Origin of the sequence: Streptomyces sp. NPDC086787 (assembly GCF_044745865.1) — a bacterium.
In the GTDB taxonomy this organism is placed as follows: Bacteria; Actinomycetota; Actinomycetes; order Streptomycetales; family Streptomycetaceae; genus Streptomyces.
Genome location: NZ_JBIVBC010000002.1, coordinates 162196 through 182066, shown reverse-complemented (window position 1 = coordinate 182066; position 19871 = coordinate 162196). Strand labels below are relative to the sequence as shown.

Annotated in this window: 18 protein-coding genes and 1 pseudogene; 7 read left to right on the top strand and 12 right to left on the bottom strand. The window is 70.6% G+C overall.

Features of this window, described 5'->3' with window-relative positions:
* Positions 1 to 228: 228 nt before the first annotated feature.
* The 7 genes from ACIPK3_RS06975 to ACIPK3_RS06945 form a co-directional block, all read right to left on the bottom strand.
* Entirely contained in the window at positions 229 to 573 is a 345-nt protein-coding gene (locus ACIPK3_RS06975; protein WP_402567025.1) for a GNAT family N-acetyltransferase, read from the bottom strand.
* A gap of 33 nt (positions 574 to 606) precedes the next feature.
* Positions 607 to 1026: an aspartate 1-decarboxylase gene (panD, locus tag ACIPK3_RS06970; RefSeq protein WP_402567024.1), complete on the bottom strand. Its 420-nt coding sequence runs from the start codon at positions 1024 to 1026 to the stop codon at positions 607 to 609.
* 143 nt (positions 1027 to 1169) lie between these two features.
* Positions 1170 to 1367 (bottom strand): SCO3870 family protein, encoded by a 198-nt coding sequence (locus ACIPK3_RS06965; RefSeq protein WP_402567023.1) that lies wholly within the window; start codon positions 1365 to 1367, stop codon positions 1170 to 1172.
* A 115-nt stretch (positions 1368 to 1482) separates the two neighbouring features.
* A complete protein-coding gene (locus tag ACIPK3_RS06960) occupies positions 1483 to 2121 on the bottom strand; it encodes a DUF6114 domain-containing protein (protein ID WP_402567022.1) in 639 nt (212 codons plus the stop codon).
* Positions 2122 to 2230: 109 nt separating this feature from the next.
* Positions 2231 to 2404 carry a hypothetical protein gene (locus ACIPK3_RS06955; protein WP_402567021.1) on the bottom strand — a complete coding sequence of 58 codons (174 nt, stop codon included), beginning with the start codon at positions 2402 to 2404 and terminating at the stop codon, positions 2231 to 2233.
* A gap of 95 nt (positions 2405 to 2499) precedes the next feature.
* Positions 2500 to 3150 carry a hypothetical protein gene (locus ACIPK3_RS06950; RefSeq protein ID WP_402567020.1) on the bottom strand — a complete coding sequence of 217 codons (651 nt, stop codon included), beginning with the start codon at positions 3148 to 3150 and terminating at the stop codon, positions 2500 to 2502.
* Positions 3135 to 3719: a class I SAM-dependent methyltransferase gene (locus ACIPK3_RS06945; RefSeq protein ID WP_402567019.1), complete on the bottom strand. Its 585-nt coding sequence runs from the start codon at positions 3717 to 3719 to the stop codon at positions 3135 to 3137. The genes ACIPK3_RS06950 and ACIPK3_RS06945 overlap by 16 nt, the downstream gene beginning before the upstream one ends.
* A 232-nt stretch (positions 3720 to 3951) precedes the next feature.
* Between ACIPK3_RS06945 and ACIPK3_RS06940 the strand changes: the two genes are divergently transcribed.
* Entirely contained in the window at positions 3952 to 5346 is a 1395-nt protein-coding gene (locus ACIPK3_RS06940) for a hypothetical protein (protein ID WP_402567018.1), read from the top strand.
* Positions 5347 to 5416: 70 nt separating this feature from the next.
* On the opposite strand, the gene ACIPK3_RS06935 is transcribed toward ACIPK3_RS06940, so the two are convergent.
* Positions 5417 to 7186, bottom strand: coding sequence for a S8 family peptidase (locus ACIPK3_RS06935; RefSeq protein ID WP_402567017.1), 1770 nt, complete (start codon positions 7184 to 7186; stop codon positions 5417 to 5419).
* Between the two features lie 287 nt (positions 7187 to 7473).
* On the opposite strand from ACIPK3_RS06935, the gene ACIPK3_RS06930 reads away from it, so the two are divergent.
* The 4 genes from ACIPK3_RS06930 to ACIPK3_RS06915 all read left to right on the top strand — a co-directional run bounded on the left by ACIPK3_RS06930 (position 7474) and on the right by ACIPK3_RS06915 (position 12050).
* Complete coding sequence (locus ACIPK3_RS06930; protein WP_402567016.1) at positions 7474 to 8700, top strand: cytochrome P450, cyclodipeptide synthase-associated; 1227 nt, start codon at positions 7474 to 7476, stop codon at positions 8698 to 8700.
* A 57-nt stretch (positions 8701 to 8757) separates the two neighbouring features.
* On the top strand, positions 8758 to 10782 hold the full coding sequence (locus ACIPK3_RS06925) for an ATP-binding protein (protein ID WP_402567015.1): 2025 nt from the start codon (positions 8758 to 8760) through the stop codon (positions 10780 to 10782).
* A 114-nt stretch (positions 10783 to 10896) separates the two neighbouring features.
* On the top strand, positions 10897 to 11292 hold the full coding sequence (locus tag ACIPK3_RS06920; RefSeq protein ID WP_402567014.1) for a DUF3592 domain-containing protein: 396 nt from the start codon (positions 10897 to 10899) through the stop codon (positions 11290 to 11292).
* Between the two features lie 140 nt (positions 11293 to 11432).
* Positions 11433 to 12050: a DUF4328 domain-containing protein gene (locus ACIPK3_RS06915; protein WP_402567013.1), complete on the top strand. Its 618-nt coding sequence runs from the start codon at positions 11433 to 11435 to the stop codon at positions 12048 to 12050.
* A gap of 159 nt (positions 12051 to 12209) precedes the next feature.
* On the opposite strand, the gene ACIPK3_RS06910 is transcribed toward ACIPK3_RS06915, so the two are convergent.
* Positions 12210 to 14075 carry an ABC transporter ATP-binding protein gene (locus tag ACIPK3_RS06910; protein ID WP_402567814.1) on the bottom strand — a complete coding sequence of 622 codons (1866 nt, stop codon included), beginning with the start codon at positions 14073 to 14075 and terminating at the stop codon, positions 12210 to 12212.
* A 122-nt stretch (positions 14076 to 14197) separates the two neighbouring features.
* Between ACIPK3_RS06910 and ACIPK3_RS06905 the strand changes: the two genes are divergently transcribed.
* Positions 14198 to 15172 (top strand): YbhN family protein, encoded by a 975-nt coding sequence (locus tag ACIPK3_RS06905; protein WP_402567012.1) that lies wholly within the window; start codon positions 14198 to 14200, stop codon positions 15170 to 15172.
* 65 nt (positions 15173 to 15237) lie between these two features.
* Complete coding sequence (locus tag ACIPK3_RS06900) at positions 15238 to 16002, top strand: crotonase/enoyl-CoA hydratase family protein (protein WP_402567011.1); 765 nt, start codon at positions 15238 to 15240, stop codon at positions 16000 to 16002.
* Between the two features lie 44 nt (positions 16003 to 16046).
* Here ACIPK3_RS06900 and ACIPK3_RS06895 read toward each other — a convergent pair.
* The 3 genes and pseudogenes from ACIPK3_RS06895 to ACIPK3_RS06885 form a co-directional block, all read right to left on the bottom strand.
* A pseudogene (locus ACIPK3_RS06895) lies at positions 16047 to 16982 on the bottom strand (FAD-dependent oxidoreductase); the annotation flags it as partial.
* Complete coding sequence (locus ACIPK3_RS06890; RefSeq protein ID WP_402567010.1) at positions 16979 to 18394, bottom strand: FAD-dependent oxidoreductase; 1416 nt, start codon at positions 18392 to 18394, stop codon at positions 16979 to 16981. The pseudogene ACIPK3_RS06895 and the gene ACIPK3_RS06890, both read right to left, overlap by 4 nt.
* Positions 18391 to 19830 carry an FGGY family carbohydrate kinase gene (locus tag ACIPK3_RS06885; protein ID WP_402567009.1) on the bottom strand — a complete coding sequence of 480 codons (1440 nt, stop codon included), beginning with the start codon at positions 19828 to 19830 and terminating at the stop codon, positions 18391 to 18393. The genes ACIPK3_RS06890 and ACIPK3_RS06885 overlap by 4 nt, the downstream gene beginning before the upstream one ends.
* Positions 19831 to 19871 lie beyond the last annotated feature (41 nt).

Here is a 19871-nt window from a genome sequence, read left to right as displayed (position 1 = left end):
GGGGGCGGCTCGGGAGGCGGGACCGGGTTGGGGGGTGGCTGCGGAGGCACGGGGCCCGGGCCGGTGGGACCGGGGCCTGCGGGATCCGGATACGGGTTGGTCATGACGTCCTCCGGCCGGTCGCTCGACGTCGCCTGACTTCTCCCCGCGTACCCCGGCCTCGCGGATTGGAACCAGGGCCTGTCGCCTGCGGCCCGATCCGAACGACAGGCCCCGGGGACCCTGGGATCAGAACCGGCCCGGGTGGGCCACCAGCCACTCCTTCGCGACCCGGCGCAGCTCAGGGTCGACGGCCGGGGCCTCGTCGGGGTGGCGTTCGGCCCAGTTGGTGACGTACGGGCACAGCGGGGCCACCGGCACTGCCTCGCGGGCGGCTGCGGCGTACAGCTCGCGGGCGAGGGAGCCGGCGATGCCCTTGCCCTCATGGGCCGGTTCGACGATCGTATGGACGGGGACCAGGGCGCGCTCGGGAGATTCGAGGACGAAGTACTCGATGTGGCCGACCACTTGACCGCCCGCCACGGCCTCCAGGCGGCCCGCCGCCCGATCGTCACGGATCTCGATGTCACTCATGGCCACGCACGCTCCTGGTCCTGGGGCTGCCGGTCAGGCCCGCACGGCCTGTGGGCTGCGCTCCTGCTCCGAGCCGGGCACCGGCTCGGAGGGATCGGCGCCGAGGGCCACGATCCGGTTGTCGCGGTCCACATGCACCACCCGCGGCCGCAGCGCCCGCGCCTCGGCGTCGGTCACCTGAGCGTAGCTGATGATGATCACCAGATCGCCCGGGTGGACGAGGTGGGCGGCGGCCCCGTTGATCCCGATCACCCCGGAACCGCGCTCACCCTCGATGACGTACGTCTCCAGGCGGGCGCCGTTGGTGATGTCGACGATGTGCACCAGCTCGCCCGGCAGCAGGTCGGCGGCGTCGAGCAGGTCGGCGTCGATGGTCACGGACCCCACGTAGTGCAGGTCGGCCTGGGTGACCGTGGCTCTGTGAATCTTGGACTTGAACATGGTGCGCAGCATCGGTGTACTCCCGGGACTAGGCTCCCTGCCCGCGTTTTTGCAGGTCAAGGGCTAATTCGACACCTTACAGCAGGTGCGGAACGGCCGAGCGGTGCACATGCCGGCGCCCCGGACCACCCAGTGGTCCGGGGCGGGACCCGGCTTCAGTCCAGACGACGGGCACGGACCCACGTCACCAGAGTCATGATCGCGGTGAAGTACGCCGTGCCGGCCAGATAACCCACGTCCTGGACGTACTGCTCGTAGCCTTCCGCCTGCAACTGGAGCGCGAAGGCGACGAGTGCGGTCCCGATCACCGCGAGTCCGGCGGACAGCGTGACGAAAAGTGGGGTTTGTTTCATCCCACAACCTCCCAACGGTTGAACGACCCGGTCACCACCGACTCTACGTGTGATGCCGTCAACGCCCCTAAGGGGCATTGGCGTTGCGCCTCGGGGCATGCCAGGGCCGCCACCGTCAGGAGGCGTGGTGCGGCGGCGCGGGCTCGTCCGGGTTCCACGCGATGGACAACGAGGCCCCGAGCAGCGCCGTGAACAGGCCGATCAGCAGGCCACCGAGATTGCACATCGGGATCGAGAAGAGCGCGAGCGCGATTGTCGCGCTGCCCGCGAACACCCGGACCGTGGGATGAAACCACATGGTGAAGCCGAGCATCACGAGGAGGGTGGTGATGATGAGCGAGCTGGATCCCGCGGTGGTGGTGGGCCGCATGGAGAACTGGCCGACCGTGACGTTCGCATAGGGCACACAGGTGATGGGAATTCCAGCCGGCATGGTCAGCAGTCCCGCAAAGAAGGGGCGGCCGACGCGCCACTCACCGAAACGTCGCCCCCATTCAGAAACACTCATGGATCTCGAATTACTGACGTCCGCGGTCTCCGCCACCACGATTTCCTTGGAATTTGTCGCCGCCGTGCAATCGGCGACCTCCGCCGCATCGCCGGGGTTCATCATGTCTCCCTTCTTGATGCCCGGACTCTTCCCAACGGCCCCGACCGGGATACCGTAGATCTCATTCGTGGTGACCGGCTTGCCCGAAGTACCGTCGATCGAGGTGGTGTACGAGTTGCGCGACGTGATGCTTTTTGCGGTCACCTGTCATGTGTTTACCATCCGAATCCGGTGCGGCCGCAGTTGACGGGTCGGATGATTTGAGCAACAAACCGAACTTTAATCTCAAGTCGTGTGCTGTGGAGGATGCGACTCAGTGATATCTCCGGCCAATCGACGGCCAGGGTATGGAAAGGAGGCAGATTACACGGTTTCTGCGCTTGCCCTGGGCCCGTTCATCCATGTAGTGACCGGTTTTGTTGACACCTTTGCCAGTCTTCTTCTGCTGCACTTCAACCGGGCTTTTCAGCTTGTCCTGCCTGCCCATTTCGCACTCCTCAGCAGCCTCACCCCCTGCCAAGGATCGCCCACCGTGCCGCGACCTGCATCCGCTGCGCCCCGGCGTACTGCGGCGGGACGACATCACCGGCGGCGAGGCGGATGAGGCAGGCTCCGGCCCCTCCATGTGCCGTGCAGAACGATCCCACCCGTGATCATGATCCAGAACAGGTCGGGCCACATGGCGATGCGCTCCAGAGCGCCCACGGCATGCGGAGCCAGTGCGATCAGCGGCAACGCGGCAAGGTTCAGGACTGCGAAGACGACACCCAGCGCGCCCCAACATCTGTAGCGGTCGGCACGGTGGAAGGCCAGGCCCAGAAATGACACGGCCAGGGCCCCTCCCAGAACGGCGACGCCCGCCGACAGCATATGCGCGATCATTCGTTCATTGATTGGATTCAGCCCGACCGACATGGTTCCCGCACTGCCGACGCCGACGCCGAACAGACCGACGTTCCGGAAACGACTGGAAGACCAGAACACGATGTTGCACCACGCGCCCAGGAGTCCGGCGCCGCCGGCCGCCACCCACGCGGCATCGCTGGCCTCGTGCCAGGGGGAACACACCCACTGGCCGTAGAACCGGCCGCATGTGGTGATGCCCAGGTAGGAGATGGGATCGTGCCACAATTTGTAGGGGGAAGCCCACTGCAGTCGCACGATCAGGTCGACCACGAACATCTGGATGATGGAGAGCCAAGCCAGCCCTCCCACCGTCAGTCGTCCGAGCACGTCCGCTGCCGTCGGGCAAAGTAGATCAGAGCCGGAGGTGAATTCATCCAGACCGTCCGGCTGATCACGACCTCTTCGAATGTGTCCCGCAGATCGGACAGCCGGCGCTTTGACGGTGGAGTCCAGTGCGTCCAGGCGTATGCGATCTGGGTGAACACTCCGGTACATTTCAGCGATTGTCCGACGGCAGAAAGCAACGGCCCTTCATAGGCGGTCCAGGGCAGCGAACTCACGATCACGTCGGCGGTAAGATTTCGCGCGGCGAGCTGGTGGGGCAGTGAGGTGGCGTCCCCCAGAATCACATCCACTTCCGGGAACCGGCCCGCGACGGTCTCGGCGAAACGTGGATTCCTCTCGATGGCCAGGTGTTTTCCCCGACCGGCCAATCGACGCTGGATGGCGCTGGTGATTGCGCCGGTGCCCGGCCCGAGCTCAACGACGACTGGATCGCCTCGCTCGGGGACGGAAACAGTCACCTGTCTGGCAAGTCCCAGGGAACTGGGCAGCACCGCTCCTGTCACCAGCGGCGACCTGATGAACTCGCGAAGAAGTAGAAAAGGAGCGGCCATGCGAGCACGTTAACACCCCATGCAGAAAACAACGGGTCAGCCTCGGTCGGCCGTTTCGGTTGTTCATACGGCCGAAAGAGGCCGTCCGGGTGGTCGTGTCGAAGTTCGCGGCGTGCCCGGAACACAGGGCGGTAACGGCGGGTTCCCATACTTCCTCGCCCCAGCACGTCGTCGTTCGTCTGCCCGGATGGCATACGTCCGAGGCGCTGCTCACGTCCCTGAGGAATGGCCTGTGAAAGTGAATCTCGCCCCGCTGGGCACCACCGTCGCCGTGCTCCTGGCCAGTGCCGCCACTCCCGCCGTAGCCCTGGGGGACGGCGGCGGCAACGGGAACGGCACGAGTGTCACCTGCAGTACGCCCGCTCTGATCACCGCGCTCGAGACCGTCAACGCCAACGGCGGCGGAACCCTGCACCTGGCCCGCAACTGCGACTACCAGCTGAACGGCCCCTACGGCGGCGGCAGCAACGGGCTTCCGGTGATCGCGCAGCGGATCACCATCAAGGGCAACGGCGCCACCATCGAACGCACGGGCGGCGGCGACTTCCGGATCTTCGAGGTGAGTGCTCCCCACGGGGACCTCACGGCGCAGGACCTCAAGATCTCGGGAGGCCGCCTCACCACCGCCGGGCAGTTCGGTGCCGGCGTGTATGTGCAGCGCGGCGCAGGGCTGTCGCTGACCGACTCCCTCGTCTCCGGAAACACCAACACGGCGTACTACGGCGGAGCGATCGGCAGCCTGGGCAGCACGACCCTCACCCGCACCGCCGTGACGGACAACTCGGCCGTGCGTGGGGGTGGCCTCTACAGCTCCGGCAGCCTCCGCATCGGCAAGGACTCCCGTCTGAACACCAACCACACGTCTCAGAACGGGGGCGGGCTGTACCTGGACGGCGGGACCGCGTCGATCGCCGACAGCACCCTGAACGGGAACACCGGCGCTTTCGGCGGCGCGGTGGACAACGAGTTCGCGGATGCCGAATTCGACAACTGCGTCATCACGAACAACGGCGCCGCCAACAACGGTGGCGGCCTGTACAACGACGCCGCCGTGGTCCTGCGGAACACCAGGTTCGAGGGCAACAACGCGCTCCGTGGCGGTGCCATCGCCAACGAGGCGTGGGTGAAGGGCTACAGCGTCAAGGTCAAGTCCAACGAAGCCGCCATGGTCGGAGGCGGCATCTACACCAACTTCCCCCTCGAATTCCATGACAGTCAGATCTCGGGGAACACGGCCCGCTTCCAGGGCGGCGGCATCTACAACATCTGGAACGCCACCCTGCACCGCACCACGGTCAGCGGCAACACCGTGACGGACGCGTCGGGTCAGGGCGCCGGGATCTTCAACAGGACCTCGATCGTCCTCGACGACGTCCGCGTCACGGGCAACACCGCCACCGGCGCCTCTTCTCAGGGCGGCGGGATCTACAACTTCAGCGACGCGAACAGCAACACGGGCAACCTCTTCCTGACGAAGACCAAGGTCACCGACAACCAGGCCGGCAGCGCGGGCGGAGTCTGGACCGGCAAGCAGTTCAACGTCTTCAGCAACTCGGCCATCACCGGCAACGCGCCGACCAACTGCATCGGCAGCAGCATCGCACCCGTCTACCACTGCACCAACTGACCCCGGCCGAAGGGTCTCCCGCTGTCGGGGTGCGGCCGGGCAGCCGCGCCCCGACAGCGGAGCCGGGTTCCTAGAAGGTCAGGTTCCAGGCGTCGATCTTGCCGGTGTCCTGGGTCGCTCCGTCACGTACGCGCAGCTTCCAGGTGCCGTTCGCGGTCTCCGACGAGGCATCGACCGTGTACGTCTTGGCGACGTTGTCGGTGCCGTCGTTGTCGGCGAAGTCCTCCAGGGTGTAGACGGTGCCGTCGGGGGCCACGAGCGAGAGCACGAGGTCGCCACGGTAGGTGTGCTTGATGTCCACGCCCACCTTGAGGGCCGCCGGGGCGTTGCCGCTCACACCGGTCACCGTGACCGGGGACTCGACGGTGCTGTTGTCGGCGATCGCGACATCGGTGGTGTTCTCGAAGTACTTGCCGGCCGGCGGGGTACTGCCTACGGCCTTGAGCGCGTCGACCTGTCCCTCGCCGAAGAAGGCGTTCTTGGCGGTCGTGCCCGTGCACCGGCTGTCGGACGGGCAGGCGGTGTCGTTGGCCTGGGAGGCCAGCTTGGCGCGCAGGTCCGCCGGGGTGGCGCCGGGGTTGGTGCTCGCGAGCAGCGCCGCGACACCTGCCACGTGCGGGGACGCCATCGACGTGCCGCTCAGGTTGCCGTACTTGCCGCCCGGGAGCGTCGAGTAGACACCGGACGCCCCGTCACCGCCCGGTGCCGCCACGTCGATGACGTCACGGCCGAAGTTGGAGTACGAGGCCTTGACGTTGCCGTTGCCCATCGCCGAGACGGTTACCACGCCGGGGAGTTCGGTGGGGATGTCGAGGCAGGCGTTGGTGATGGTGCGGGTCACCGGGGTCGAGTCGTTGGGGCTCTCGGTGTCGGTGCGCTTGTTGGCCAGGTCGACGTTGGAGTTGCCCGCCGCCGCGACCTGGAGCGAGCCCTTGTTCTCCGCGTACTCCTGGGCACGCCTGACGCCCTCGATGATCGCTGCCTGGTCCACGTTGTCGGGGCAGTTGAACTGCCACGGGTCCGTGTAGTAGCTGTTGTTGGTGACCTTGAAGCCGTGGTCACCGGCCCACATGAAGCCGCAGACGGTGTTCTCGGCGAAGAACAGGGTGGAGTTCGGCTCGGCGATCCGGACGGAGGCGATCTTCACGCCCGGGGCCACGCCGATGACGCCCTTGCCGTTCTTGGCCGCCGCGATGGTGCCCGCCACGTGCGTGCCGTGCTCGTCGACGTCGCGCCAGGCTCCGGTACGGGTGTCGGCCTTGCCGTAGGCGCAGGACGCGGAGTCGGCCGCGTCGAAGTTGGGCGCGATGTCCTGGTGCAGGTCGTCGACGCCGGTGTCGAGGACTCCGACCTTGACGGCGGAGGAGCCCGTGGTGACGGCCCAGGCCTTGTCCGCCTTGATCTGGGTCATGTCCCAGCGGTTGGACTCGGTGAGGGTGGTGGCGGCCTGCGTGGGCGTGGCCGGCAGGGCGGGGTTGTACGCGTCGGCGGGTACGTCGGAGGTGCGGGTGGCGCCGACCTGCTGGACGCCGCTGACACCGCGCATGGTGGCGGCGAAGGTCGTCGACGTCGAGTGGGCCACGATCACGCCGATGGCGTCGTAGGAGGCGAAGACCGTGCCGCCGTTGGTCGTGATGGCCGCGCGCACGGCGGAGGTGTCACCGGGGGTGGTGATGACCAGGTAGGCCCTGGTGCCGGCGGCCCAGGACGCGGTGGCCGTGGCGGGCGTTGCGGGAGCCGTCGGCGCCGCGGAGGCGGGGGTCACGAACACCGCTGCCGCACCGAGGGCGGCGACCGCCACGACCGAGCGTCTGAGGTGGCGGGATATGAGGGTAGGCAAAGCATCCTCCGAAGGCCCGTGGTGCGATGACACCGACCGGGCCGTGATGTGGGAAGTGGTGGAGGCAAGATGCCAGATCACCGGCCCACATGGGAAGAGAGTTCGATCACACAAGTCACCTGGTTTCAGGGGCGGTTGCACATGACAGCCCGCTTCTTCCGTGACGTTCGGCACACTGCGGCGCCAACCGGAACAACCAATACCGCCGAACGACCGTCTTGAGCATCGACGAACCCCGCTCTGCCCCGCCCCTCGCTGTTCCCGCCCCGCCTGAGAGACTCCGCGCCATGCACACGGTCAGACCCGGTTTCAGCATCCTGTCCGAGGCCTTCGCCGACGACCCCTACCCCTACTTCGCCTGGCTGAGGGAAGAGGCGCCGGTGCACTACGAGCCGGCCATCGACAGCTACTTCCTCTCCCGCTTCCAGGACGTGAAGAGGGTGCTGACCGACCACGAGGCGTTCACGACCGAGACGCTTCAGGTGCGCGCCGAGCCGGTGATGCGCGGGCCGGTGCTCGCCCAGATGACCGGGGCCGAGCACACGGCGAAGCGGAAGATCGTCGTCCGCGGCTTCACCGGACAGGCCCTGCAGCAGCAGACGCGTGCCATCCACAGCAACGCCGCGGAGCTCCTCGCGCCCTTCCTCCCCCGGGGCCGGATGGACCTCGTCAACGACTTCGGCAAGACCTTCGCCGTGTACGTGACGCTCGACGTGCTCGGCCTGGACAAACGGGACTGGCAGCGGGTGGCCGCCTGGCACAGCGGGGTCGCCGAGTTCATCACCAGCATCGTCCTCACTCCCGAACGGCGCCGGCACTGCCTGGACTGTGCCGAGCAGCTGGAGGCCTACCTCGCCCCGGTCATCGCACAGCGGCGCCGCGACCCGGGCGACGACCTCATATCGCGGCTGTGCACGGCCGAGTTCGACGGTATGGCCATGACCGACCGCGAGATCACCGCCCTGATCATCAACGTCCTGGCCGCCTCCACCGAGCCCGCGGACAAAACGCTCGGTCTTCTCTTCAAGCACCTGATCGACCACCCCGAGCAGCTGGCCCAGGTCCGCCAGGACCCGGACCTGCTGCCCGCCGCGATCGCCGAGACCCTGCGCTGCACCCCGCCCGTCCAGCTCATCCCCCGCCAGGCCGAAGGCGACTCGGTGTTCGCGGGCACCACGGTTCCGGCCGGTGCCACCGTCTTCTGCATGATCGGCGCCGCCAACCGCGACCCCGACGCCTTCACCGCCCCGGACACCTTCGACATCCACCGCCAGGACCTGGGCACCGCCCGCTCCTTCACCGCCGCCGCGCAACACCTGGCATTCGGGACCGGACTGCACCAGTGCGTCGGCATGGCCTTCGCACGCGCCGAGATCGAGACCGTCGCCGCGATGCTGCTCCCGCTGCTCGACCGGGTCCGCTACAGCCCCGGCTTCCGCTACCGCGAGACCGGCCTGTACACCCGAGGCCCCGCCGCACTGTCCGTTGACTTCACACCCGTCCGCATTGATTAGGATTCCTGACCTGCAAGACCCGTACCAGGAGTAACAGCAAGGAGAGTGGAAGCCGCCATGGCGTCCGTGGGAGAAAGACTCAGCAGCGCGCGGGTTCGGGCCTTCATAGGCCGGGAAGAGCAACTCGCGTGCTTCGACACCGCTTTGGCCGGCGATCCGCAGGCACCCTTCGCCTTCTATGTGTTCGGGCCGGGCGGTATCGGAAAGTCGACCCTGCTGCGCCGACTGGCGGACGGCGCCCGCACGGCGGGCCGGCTGCTCGTCGAACTCGACGGCCGGTTCGTCAGCCGGGACCCCGCCGACTTCGAGCGCGCGGCCGGTCCCTTCCTGGACGTTCCCGGCACGGTTCTGATCGTGGACTCCTTCGAGCACTGCCAGTGGCTGGAGAGCTGGCTGTGGCACAACTTCCTGCCGCGCGCCGCGGAGAGCACCCTGGTCGTACTGGCCGGCCGGATCGCCCCCCAGCCACAGTGGACCGCGGACCCGGCCTGGACCGGACTCCTGCACGTGACCGAGCTGGAGCCGTTCTCCGAGGACCAGGCCCTGAGCCTGCTGGCCACGGCGCAGATCCGCCCCGAACTGCGCGACCGGGTGCTCCGCTTCGCCGGCGGCAACCCCCTCGCGCTGTCCCTCGCGGCGGCCGCGGGAACGGCGGGCTGCGGCCGGGAGGAGATCTGGGCCCCCTCCGCGGACGTGCTGCGCACCCTTCTGACGGGGCTGATCGGCGAGGTACCCACGGCCGCGCACCGCCGCGCCCTGGAGGTGGCGGCCCAGGCCTACTCGACGTCCGAGGAACTCCTCTCCTCGGTGCTGCCCGAGGAGGACGCCCACCTGCTCTTCTCCTGGCTGCGGGACCTGCCTTTCATGGAGTCCACGCACCGGGGAGTCCACCCCCACGACGCGGCACGCGAGACACTCGCCGCCGACCTGCGCTGGCGGGCGCCCAACGCCTTCGTGAACGTGCGCCGGCGGCTGGCGGACGAATACCTGCGCATACTGCGCGAGGCACCCGAGGAGCGGGTGTGGACCGTCACCGACGAGCTGTTCTTCCTCTTCCGGGACGCGAAGATCCTGGCGCGGCTGCGCACCTGGTCCCGGGAGGACGAGGTGCACGACCGCCCGCTGCACCCGGAGGACATGGATGTCGTCCTGCGCATGGCCGAGGAGACCGAGGGAGCGGAATCCGCCGAGCTGGTCCGCTACTGGGCGGAGCGCCAGCCGGGGGCCTTCAGCGTCTACCGTCTCGTGAACACCGGCCGCGTCGTGGCGTTCACGGCCCGGCTCGCCCTGTCGTTCCCTCCCGACCCCCAGGACCTGGCCACCGATCCCGTCGTGGCCGCAGCCTGGGAGTACGCCGATGCCACGGCGCCGGTACGCGAAGGTGAGCACATCGGCATCAGCCGCTTCACGGTCTACCCGGAGCGCTACCAGGTCCCCTCGCGCGTCATCGACCTCAGCAGTTCCCGTGCCCAGGCGGAGTCCGCCCGTGCGCGTGGCCGTGCCTTCGGGTTCGCCGTGTGGCGGGACGCCGAGGCGTGGGCCGAGCGCGTCAAAGGCACTCTGAGCGACACCGGGGCGCGACCGCGCGTCGGCGACCACACCTACGGACTGTTCAGCGTCGACTGGCGCGAGGTGGGCGTGGAGACCTGGATCCGCAGCTTCATATCCGCCGCCGAGCAGCCGGTCAGCTCAGGGCCGTCCCCTGTCTCCCGCACCACGTTCGACCAGGCCGTACGCGAAGCGCTGACGCACTGGCGCGACACCGACGCCTTCTCCGCCTGCGCACTGCTGCGCACCCGTCTCGCCGCCGACTTCACCGATCCCGTCGCCGAGCTGCGCACCCTGCTGCGCGAGGCCGTCGACGAGCTCGCCCAGGACCCGCGTGGGGTGCGGGCCCGCGACGCCCTCGCGGCGGGCTACTTCTCCGGCGCCCCCACCCAGGAAGCGGCCGCCCGCCGCATCGGCCTCCCCTTCGGCACCTACCGGCGCCATGTGCGCCAGGGCCTGGACCTGCTCTGCGGGAACCTGTGGCAACGGGAGCTGCACGGCCCACGAGAGGCTCTCCAGTGCTCGACCACGTAGGTCCGAGGAGTTGGCGGGCCCGCGCACCTTCGTGAAGCATCGGGTTGCGTGCCGCGTCCTCCTGATGCGCGGCCCGTGCCAGGCGGGTGCTGTGCGAGGGAGAGCAGGGGACGGATGACGGGTGAGACGATCGGTATCGGGCTGGCCGTATTGGTGGGCCTGGCGGGTCTGTGGGCCAGTGCGCGGGAGGCACGGCTGCAGATGCGGCTGAGCCGCCACGGGCTGCACGCTGAGGGCGTGGTGGTGGACCAGGCGCATGAGCCCGGGGACGATTCTTCGACGCCCGTCATCGAGTTCATCGACCGGCAGGGCCGGCGTGTCAGGTTCCGGCCACCCACGACGGCGACGGGGCTGGACCTCGGAACCCGTGCACCGGTCGCCTACCTGCCCGAAAAGCCGAAAAGCGCCCGGGTGTTCACCCGGAAGTACCGCCTGCATGAGATCGTCGCCCTGTTCTTCGGATCCATGATCTTCCTCGGCGTCGCGGCCGGGTGCCTGCTCACGCGCTGAGCCGGTACCGAAGGTGGTGACCCAGTAGATGCTGCCGCCGCCCTCCGTGCGCTGATTCGGCGCCGTCTATGATCCGAGCACCGACTCCTCCCGCCGCCCTCTCTGGCGCGGACCGCATTCGAAACGCAGGTGTTCCCGTCGTGACCGCTACCGCTTCCCTCCCCACCGGCAAGAGACCTTGGCTGCTGGCCCGTTGCACTCAGGTGGGGATAGCCCTGGCGGCCATCGCCGACGTGCCGCGTGCCATCGCGCTGCGCGACGACCAACTGCACCCCACCGCCGCCTCGATGCACCGGTCAGGCCTCACGTCCATGGTGTACCTCGACGTGATGTTGGTGACGGTCGTCCTCTTCCTGATCTGGTTCGTCCGCGGCCGGCGCACCGCGCGCCGGTTCTCCGTCGACGCGTTTCACACCTCCGACGCCGCGGCGGTCGGCAGCTGGCTGATGCCGCTGTTCAACCTGTGGCTGCCGCGCCGGTTGCTGCTGGAAATGTGGCAGGCGACCAGCCGCGACGAGGCGGAGCGGTTCCGCGGCAATGTCGTGGTGAATGCCTGGTGGGTGGCATGGGCGGGGCACGTGGTGTGCCTGGTCGGGAACCAGCTCACCCAGGACAACTCGCTGGTGCTCCTCGTGCTGGCGGAGGTGCTCCTCGCCGTCGCCGCCGTACTCGTCATCTGGCTGATCCAGCACGTCACCGCGCTGCAGAACGCCGCGCTGCGCAAGCTGCCGGCCGCCGGGCCTCTCCTGCCCGCCTGACACGGCTCGTCTCTCGCCGTGAGCCGTGCCGTAGCCAGTAGCCAGTAGCCAGTAGCCAGTAGCCAGTAGCCAGTAGCCAGGGTGTCCAGGGACGGCGACAGCCCGGCAACCAGGCGGCTGACGGGACAGGCCGGTTCCACCCGGTCGTCCGCCAGCGGGTCACGGCGTGGGTGCCTGGGCGGGCTGGGTGTGGTGGAGCTGGGTGTAGCGGCCGCCTGCCGCGAGGAGTTCGTCGTGTGTGCCGCGTTCGACGATGCGGCCGGACTCCACGACGAGGATCTGGTCCGCCGTGCGGATGGTGGAGAGGCGGTGGGCGATGACCACGGCCGTACGGCCCGCCAGAGCCTCGGTCAGCGCCTCCTGGACAGCCGCCTCGGAGGTGTTGTCGAGGTGGGCGGTGGCCTCGTCGAGGATGACCACCCGTTGCCGGGCCAGCAGCAGACGGGCGATGGTCATGCGCTGGCGTTCACCACCGGAGAGGCGGTAGCCGCGTTCGCCGACCACGGTGTCCAGGCCGTCGGGCAGGGATCGTACGACGTCGGCGAGCCGGGCGCGGGTCAGGGCGTCCCACAGTTCGGCGTCTGTCGCGGTGGGGCGGGCGAGCAGGAGGTTGGCGCGCACGGAGTCGTGGAAGAGGTGGCCGTCCTGGGTGACCATGCCCAGGGTGGCGCGCAGTGAGGCGGCGCTCAGGTCGCGTACGTCGGTGCCGCCGAGGCGTACCGCGCCCTCGTCGACGTCGTACAGGCGCGGGAGCAGCGCGGCGATCGTGGACTTCCCGGCGCCGGAGGAGCCGACCAGGGCGACGGTCTGGCCGGGTTCGGCGCGGAACGAGATGCCGCGCAGGACTTCGGCGCCCTCACGGGTGTCCAGGGTCGCGACCTCCTCCAGGGAGGCCAGGGAGACCCGGTCGGCGGACGGGTAGCCGAAGCGGACGTTCTCGAACTCCACGGCCACCGGACCCTCCGGTACCGCGCGGGCGTCCGGCTTCTCCTCGATCAGCGGTTCCAGGTCCAGGACTTCGAAGACCCGCTCGAAGCTGACCAGTGCGCTCATGACCTCGACGCGCGCCCCGGCCAGCGCGGTGAGCGGCGCGTAGAGCCGGGTCAGCAGCAGGGCGAGCGACACCACGGCGCCCGGTTCCAGGGTGCCGCGCAGCGCGAACCAGCCGCCGAGTCCGTACACCAGGGCCAGCGCGAGGGAGGACACCAGGGTCAGCGCGGTCATGAAGACCGTCTGGGCGGTGGCCGTACGGACCCCGATGTCCCGGACGCGGGCGGCTCGCGCCGCGAACTCCGCCGACTCCTCCTCCGGACGGCCGAACAGCTTGACCAGGGTGGCGCCGGGGGCCGAGAAGCGCTCGGTCATCCGGGTGCCCATCTCCGCGTTCAGCGCCGCCGCCTCCCGCTGCATGCGCGCCATCCGGCCGCCCATGCGCCGGGCGGGCACCACGAACACCGGCAGCAGCGCCAGGGCGAGCAGTGTGATCTGCCAGGACAGGGTGAACATGACGGCCAGGGTGAGCAGCAGCGTGACCACGTTGCTGACGATCCCGGAGAAGGTGTTGCTGAACGCCCGCTGCGCGCCGATCACGTCGTTGTTGAGCCGGCTGACCAGTGCCCCCGTGCGCGTGCGGGTGAAGAACGCGACGGGCATGCGCTGCACATGGTCGAACACCGCGGTCCGCAGGTCGAGGATGAGTCCCTCGCCGAGCGTGGCCGAGAGCCGTCGGCCGAGGATGCCGAGCGCCGCCTCGGCGACCGCGATCAACGCGATGAGCAGGGCCAGACGCACGACCGCGCCCCGGTCGCCGTGCGACACGATCGCGTCCACCACCCGTCCGGCCAGCACGGGTGTCGCCACGGCCAGCAGGGCGGTCGCCACCCCGAGCAGCACGAACCAGGCGATACGGCGGCGGTGCGGGCGGGCGAACGCGGCGATACGGCGCAGCGTCGCGCGGTCGAAGGGGCGGCGTTCCTGCTGCGCGGTCATCACGTTGTGCAGCTGCGTCCAGGCCGTGGTCTCCATGCTCATGCGGTCAACCTAGGACCTCAAGCTCCGTTGAGGTCAATGACCCGCTTTCCGTCCGTAAGTCGCCGTCCGCGCTCCTGCCACCCGGTGTTGGTGCGGTGCGGAAACCCTCTGTGGGTGTGACGGCGCTACAACTCCCCCAGCTCCCACCGGGTCGGCTCGCCCGGCGCCTCCCGGTGCGCCAGGTGCTGTGCCTGGTCCCGCTCGTGCTGGTCACGGTGGCCGCGGTGCGGCACCGGTCCGTGCTCGCCGAGGGCTTCGGGCAGCTGCGGACCGCGTCCTGGCCGTGGCTGCTGGTGGCGTGCGCCACCACCTGTCTGACCTGGGTGGCGGCCGCGTTCACCCGGCAGGGTTCGGTGGTGCAGCCGCTGCCCAGGCGTCGGCTGCTGGCCACCCAGTTCGCGGCGGGCGCCGCCAACCATCTGCTGCCGACGGGGCTGGGCGCGAGCGCGGTGAACCTGCGGTTCATGACTGTGTGCGGGGTACCGCCGGCCCGCTCCTCGGCCGCGCTCGCGCTGTACCTGCTCGCGGAGTCCGTCGGCCGGCTGGCTCTGCTGGCGGCGCTGTTGATCGCCTTCCCGGACGCGCTGCGGATCGGCACCCTGCTTCCCCACGGCGCACCGGCGCCGCTGCTGCTGGGGGCGGGTGCCCTGCTCCTGGCCGCGGTGACCGCGCTCATGTGCCTGCGGCGGCCGCGCACGGCCGTGGTCTCCTTCCTGCGCAGCGCGCTGGGCGAGGCGCGGGCGGTGCACACCCGAGCCGCCAGGGCGCCGGCTCTGTGGGGCGGGGCGCTGGCGTTCCCGGCGTTGCAGGCCGCCGGGCTCGCGGCGGTGGGCCGGGCACTCGGACTTCCGGTGCCGCCCGCCCACATGGCACTGGCCTATCTGGCGGCGACCACCGCCGTGGCGCTGGTGCCCACGCCCGGCGGGCTGGGTTCCGTGGAGGCCGCGCTGATCGTGACGCTGGTGGCGGCGGGCGGCCCGGTGACGGTGGCCACCGCGGTCGTCCTCGCGTACCGGATCATCACGGTCTGGGCGCCGCTGGTGCCGGGCGCGCTGACGCTGGGCGTGCTGATCCGGATGAAGGTCATCTGAACCCGGGTGGCACAGTGTCCTTCCTAGCGGTGCGCGTCACGGGCGCGCAGGAAGGGGTTTCGCCCATGCCGGTCCGGCTGGAGCAACAGGGTCACGTCACCACGGTCGTCCTCTCCCGTCCCGAGGTCCGCAACGCGGTGGACGGCCCCACGGCGGCCGAACTCGTCGCCGCGTTCCGGTCGTTCGAGGCCGATGGCAACGCCCGGGTGGCGGTGCTGTGGGGCGAGGGCGGCACGTTCTGCTCCGGGGCGGACCTGAAGGCGGTCGGCACGGAGCAGGGCAACCGGGTGGCCGAGGGCGGCGACGGTCCCATGGGGCCGACCCGGCTGCGTCTGTCCAAGCCGGTGATCGCGGCGGTCGCGGGCCATGCCGTGGCCGGTGGCCTGGAACTCGCCCTGTGGTGCGATCTGAGGGTCGCGGAGGAGGACGCCGTCTTCGGTGTGTTCTGCCGCCGTTGGGGTGTTCCGCTCATCGACGGCGGCACGGTCCGACTGCCCCGGCTGATCGGCACCAGCCGGGCCATGGACATGATCCTCACCGGCCGCCCGGTGCCGGCCCGTGAGGCCCACGACATCGGGCTGGCCAACCGTCTGGTCCCCACCGGCCGTGCCCGCGAGGAGGCCGAGGCGCTGGCCGCCGCCCTCGCCCGCTTCCCCCAGTCGTGCCTGCGCGGCGACCGGGCCTCGGTCCTGGACCAGGACGGGCTCGACGAGACGGAGGCCATGCGTGGTGAACTCCGTTACGGCATGGCGGTGCTGGCGCAGGGCCTGGAGGGCGCGGCACGGTTCGCCGGGGGTTCGGGACGGCACGGGTCCTTCACGGATCTGTGAGCGCCGCGGCCCGGGTCGTCGGCGCGGTCGGCTCATTCCCGGGCCCATGAGCTCCCGTCCGCCGCGAGCCAGCGCAGTACGGCGTCCCCCGCGGCCGACCCGGCGCGGGCCGCCTGCCGGGCGGTGCGGCCTGGGTGCAGCAGGCCGCCGGTGGCGAAGATGCCCGGGTGCGAGGTGGGCGGCCCCGCGCCGAGGGTGAGGCCGCCGCGCCGGGCGAGTTCGTCCTCGGCGACGAACTCGCCGGTGAAGACGACCGTGTCGCAGGGCAGCACCGCCGTACGGCCGTCGCGGTGGCGGACCCGGACCCCCGACAGGCGTCCGTGGCCGAGGAGTTCGGCGACCGCGGTCCCGGTGAGCAGGGGGACCCGACAGCGGAGGCGGGCGTCCAGGGCTCGGGCGGGTGCCGCGCCGGGCCGGGGCGACTCGGTCACCATGGCGACCACGTCGACGCCTGCGGCCCGCAGGGTTCCGGCCGCCCGGTAGGAGACCTCTTCCGCACCGGCCACCACCGCCCGGGTGCCGACCCGCTGGCCGTACAGGTGCACCGCCTGCTGGAGTTCTCCGGTCGTGTACACCCCGGCCGGGCGGGTGCCGGGCACCAGGCGCGCGGCGCGCGGTCGTTCGCGGGCGCCGGTGGCCAGCACGACCGCCCGCGCGGCGATCCTCTCCTGGCCCGAGGGACCGACGGTGGCGAGGGTCAGCGGGCCCACCCGGTCGAGTGCGGTGATCCCGGTCCGGAGCAGCGCACCCGCCCGGACGGCGGCACCGGCCAGCAGCCGCGCGTACGCCGGTCCGGTCAGCGGACGCGTCCAGGTGCCGAAGCCGCCGTGTGCGCAGTGGCGTGGGACTCCGCCCGCGCGCTGTTCCCGGTCGAGGACCTCCACCCGGCCCGCCCCCGCGGCGGCCAGGCGTGCGGCGGCCGCGAGTCCGGCGGGCCCGGCGCCGACGACCAGGACGTCCACCCGTCGTACGTCGGTCACGCGCCCGCCTCCTCGAACATCGCCCGGACCGCCGCACCGCAGTGGAAGCCCTGGCAGCGGCCCGACCTGGCCCGGGTGCGGCGGCGCAGGCCGTCCAGGCCGGCCGGCGGGACCGTACTGGCGAGGGCGTCGCGGATCTCGCCGCGGGTGACGCGTTCGCAGTGGCAGACGAGGGTGCCGTAGGCCGGGTCGGCGGCGATCAGCTCGGGTTGCTGGTAGGGGCGGGGGAACGCCTCGCCGAGGTTGGGCATGCGGACCGGCGCCAGGTCCCGGGCGGGTCCGGGGTCCAGGCCGCAGTCGGTGAGCAGGGCGCTGACATGCGCGGCGATGGCGAGGGACGCGGTCAGTCCGGTGGAGCGGATGCCGCCGACGGTGACGCTGCTCTGCTCGGGGTGGGCGCGGACGCGGTAGTCGTCGTGTTCGGTGGCGGCCCGCAGACCGGCGTAGACCGTGGTGACCTCCTCGTCGAGCAGTGCGGGCAGGATGCGGCGGCCCTTGTCGCGGAGCAGGGCCAGGCCTTCGGCGGTGGACTGGGTCGCGCGTCTGGCGTCGGTGTCGTCCAGGTCCTCGGCCGTGGGGCCGAGCAGCACGTTCCCGTAGACGGTGGGGGCGATCAGTACGCCCTTGCCCAGAGCGGTGGGCACCGGCAGCAGGATGTGGCGGACCACGTCACGGGCGAACTTGTCGAAGACGATGAGCTGGCCCCGGCGCGGGGTGACGGTGAAGCTGTGGTGGCCGAGCTCGCGGTCGAGCGTGTCGGCGTGCAGTCCGGCCGCGTTGACCAGGTACCGGGTGCGCAGGACGCCCCGGGAGGTCGCCAGCCGGTGCGTGCCGTCCGGCTGCCGGCTCACCTTGTCCACACGGGAGTTGAGGTGCAGGTGCACGCCGTGGTGGACGGCCTGGGTGGCGTAGGCGAGTGTAGTCGTCCAGGGGCAGATGATGCTCTCCCCGGGTACGTGCAGGGCGCCGAGCGCGCCCGGGCCGAGGCGGGGCTCCAGCGTGTAGAGCTCCGCGGGGGTCAGTGGCCGGGTGGAGTGGTGGCCGTTGCGTGCGGACTTCTCGGCGAGGCGCGGCAGTTCGGCGAGTTGTTCCTCGTCCCAGGCGACCAGCAGCGCGCCGACCGGTTCGACGGGGATGCCGGACTCGGCGGCGTATTCGGCCAGGAGCCGGGAGCCCTCACGTACCAGCCCGGCTTCGAGGGTGCCGGGGCGGGCGTCGAATCCGGTGTGCAGGATGGCCGTGTTGGCCTTCGACGTGCCGTCGCCGACGTCGTCGCGGGCCTCGACGAGGGCGACCTTCAGGCGGGGGTGGTGGGCGAGTTGGCGGGCGATGGCGCAGCCGACGACTCCGGCGCCGACGACTGTCACGTCGTACGGCCGGGCCGGCAGCGGTCCGTCGGTGGTGACGGTCACGCGGGTGCCCGGTCGAGCAGGGCCGCGACGGCCGTGCGGAAGGTTCCGAGGCGGTCTGCGGCTTCGTCGGCGGTCATTCGGGGCTCGTACACGGCGGCGGGCTTCCAGTCCGGCAGGGCGTCGTGGACGGTCAGGCCCGGCTCGGCGCCGAGGCGGGCCAGGACACCCACCCCGAGGGCGGTGGCGTCGGGCAGCGCGGACACCTCGACCGGGCGTTGCAGCAGATCGGCCTGGGTCTGCATGAGCAGGGCCGAGCGGGTCAGACCGCCGTCCACCCGCAGCACGTCCAGGGGGGTGCCGAGGTCGGTCGCGACGGCTTCGGCCAGTTCGGCGACCTGTGCGGCGAGGCCCTCGCACAGGGCGCGCACCAGGTGTCCGGCGGTGGTGTCGAGTCCGAGGCCGGTCAGCGAGCCGCGCAGGTCGCCACGCCACCAGGGTGCGGCGAGCCCGGCCAGGGCCGGGACGAAGGTCACACCGCCGCTGTCCGGTACCGCGGCGCCCACCCGGTCGAGGTCGGCGGCGCCGGTGATGACGCCGAGGTCGGTGAGCCAGCGCACCGCGGAGGCGGCGGTGTAGACCTGGCCGTCCAGGCAGTGGCTCGTGCGTCCGGCGAGCCGCCAGGCAACGCAGCTGACCAGTCCGGAGGTACCGCGTCTGGGGGTGTCGCCGGTGTGGGCGAGCAGGAACGCGCCCGTGCCATAGGTGCACTTGGCGCCGCCGGGGGCGGTGACGCGCTGGGCGAGCAGGGCGGCCTGCTGGTCCACGGCCAGGCCGGTGAGCGGGATTTCCGGACCGAACGCCGTCGTGGTGCCCACCGGTTGGTCGTTGGCGACGACCTCGGGGAGGTTCTCACCGGTGAGTTGGTAGAGATCGAGGGCGCGGTCCGACCACTCGACGCGGTCCAGGTCGAGGAGCTGGGTGCGGCCCGCGGTGGCGGCGTCGGTGACGTAGGCGCCGGTGAGGCGGTGCACCAGCCAGGCGTCGGTCGTGGTGACGACGCCCTCGCGGGTGAGATGGCGGCGGATCCAGGCCATCTTGGGCGCGGCGAAGTAGGGGTCCAGCGGGAGTCCGGTGAGCTCTCGCAACTCTTCGGCGTGGGGGGCCAGTTCGGTGCAGACGTGCTCGGCGCGGCGGTCCTGCCAGACCAGTGCGTCGGTCAGCGGCCGACCGGTGTCGCGGTCCCAGGCGAGGACCGTCTCGCCCTGGTTGGCCAGGCCCAGTGCCGTCACCGGCTCGCCCGCCTCGGCCAGTGCCCGGTGTCCGGCGGCGAGCACCGACTCGTACAGTTCGGCCGGGTCGGCCTCCACCAGGCCGCCGGGCAGGTGGCGGGGCCGCACTGCGGCGAACCCGGTGCCGAGCACGCCCCGTTCGGGGCAGATCACCAGGGCCTTGGTGCCGGATGTGCCCTGGTCGACGGCGAGCACGGGACCTGTCATCGGACCTCTTTCCTGGGTGGCCGGACAGGCGGCTCCGGATA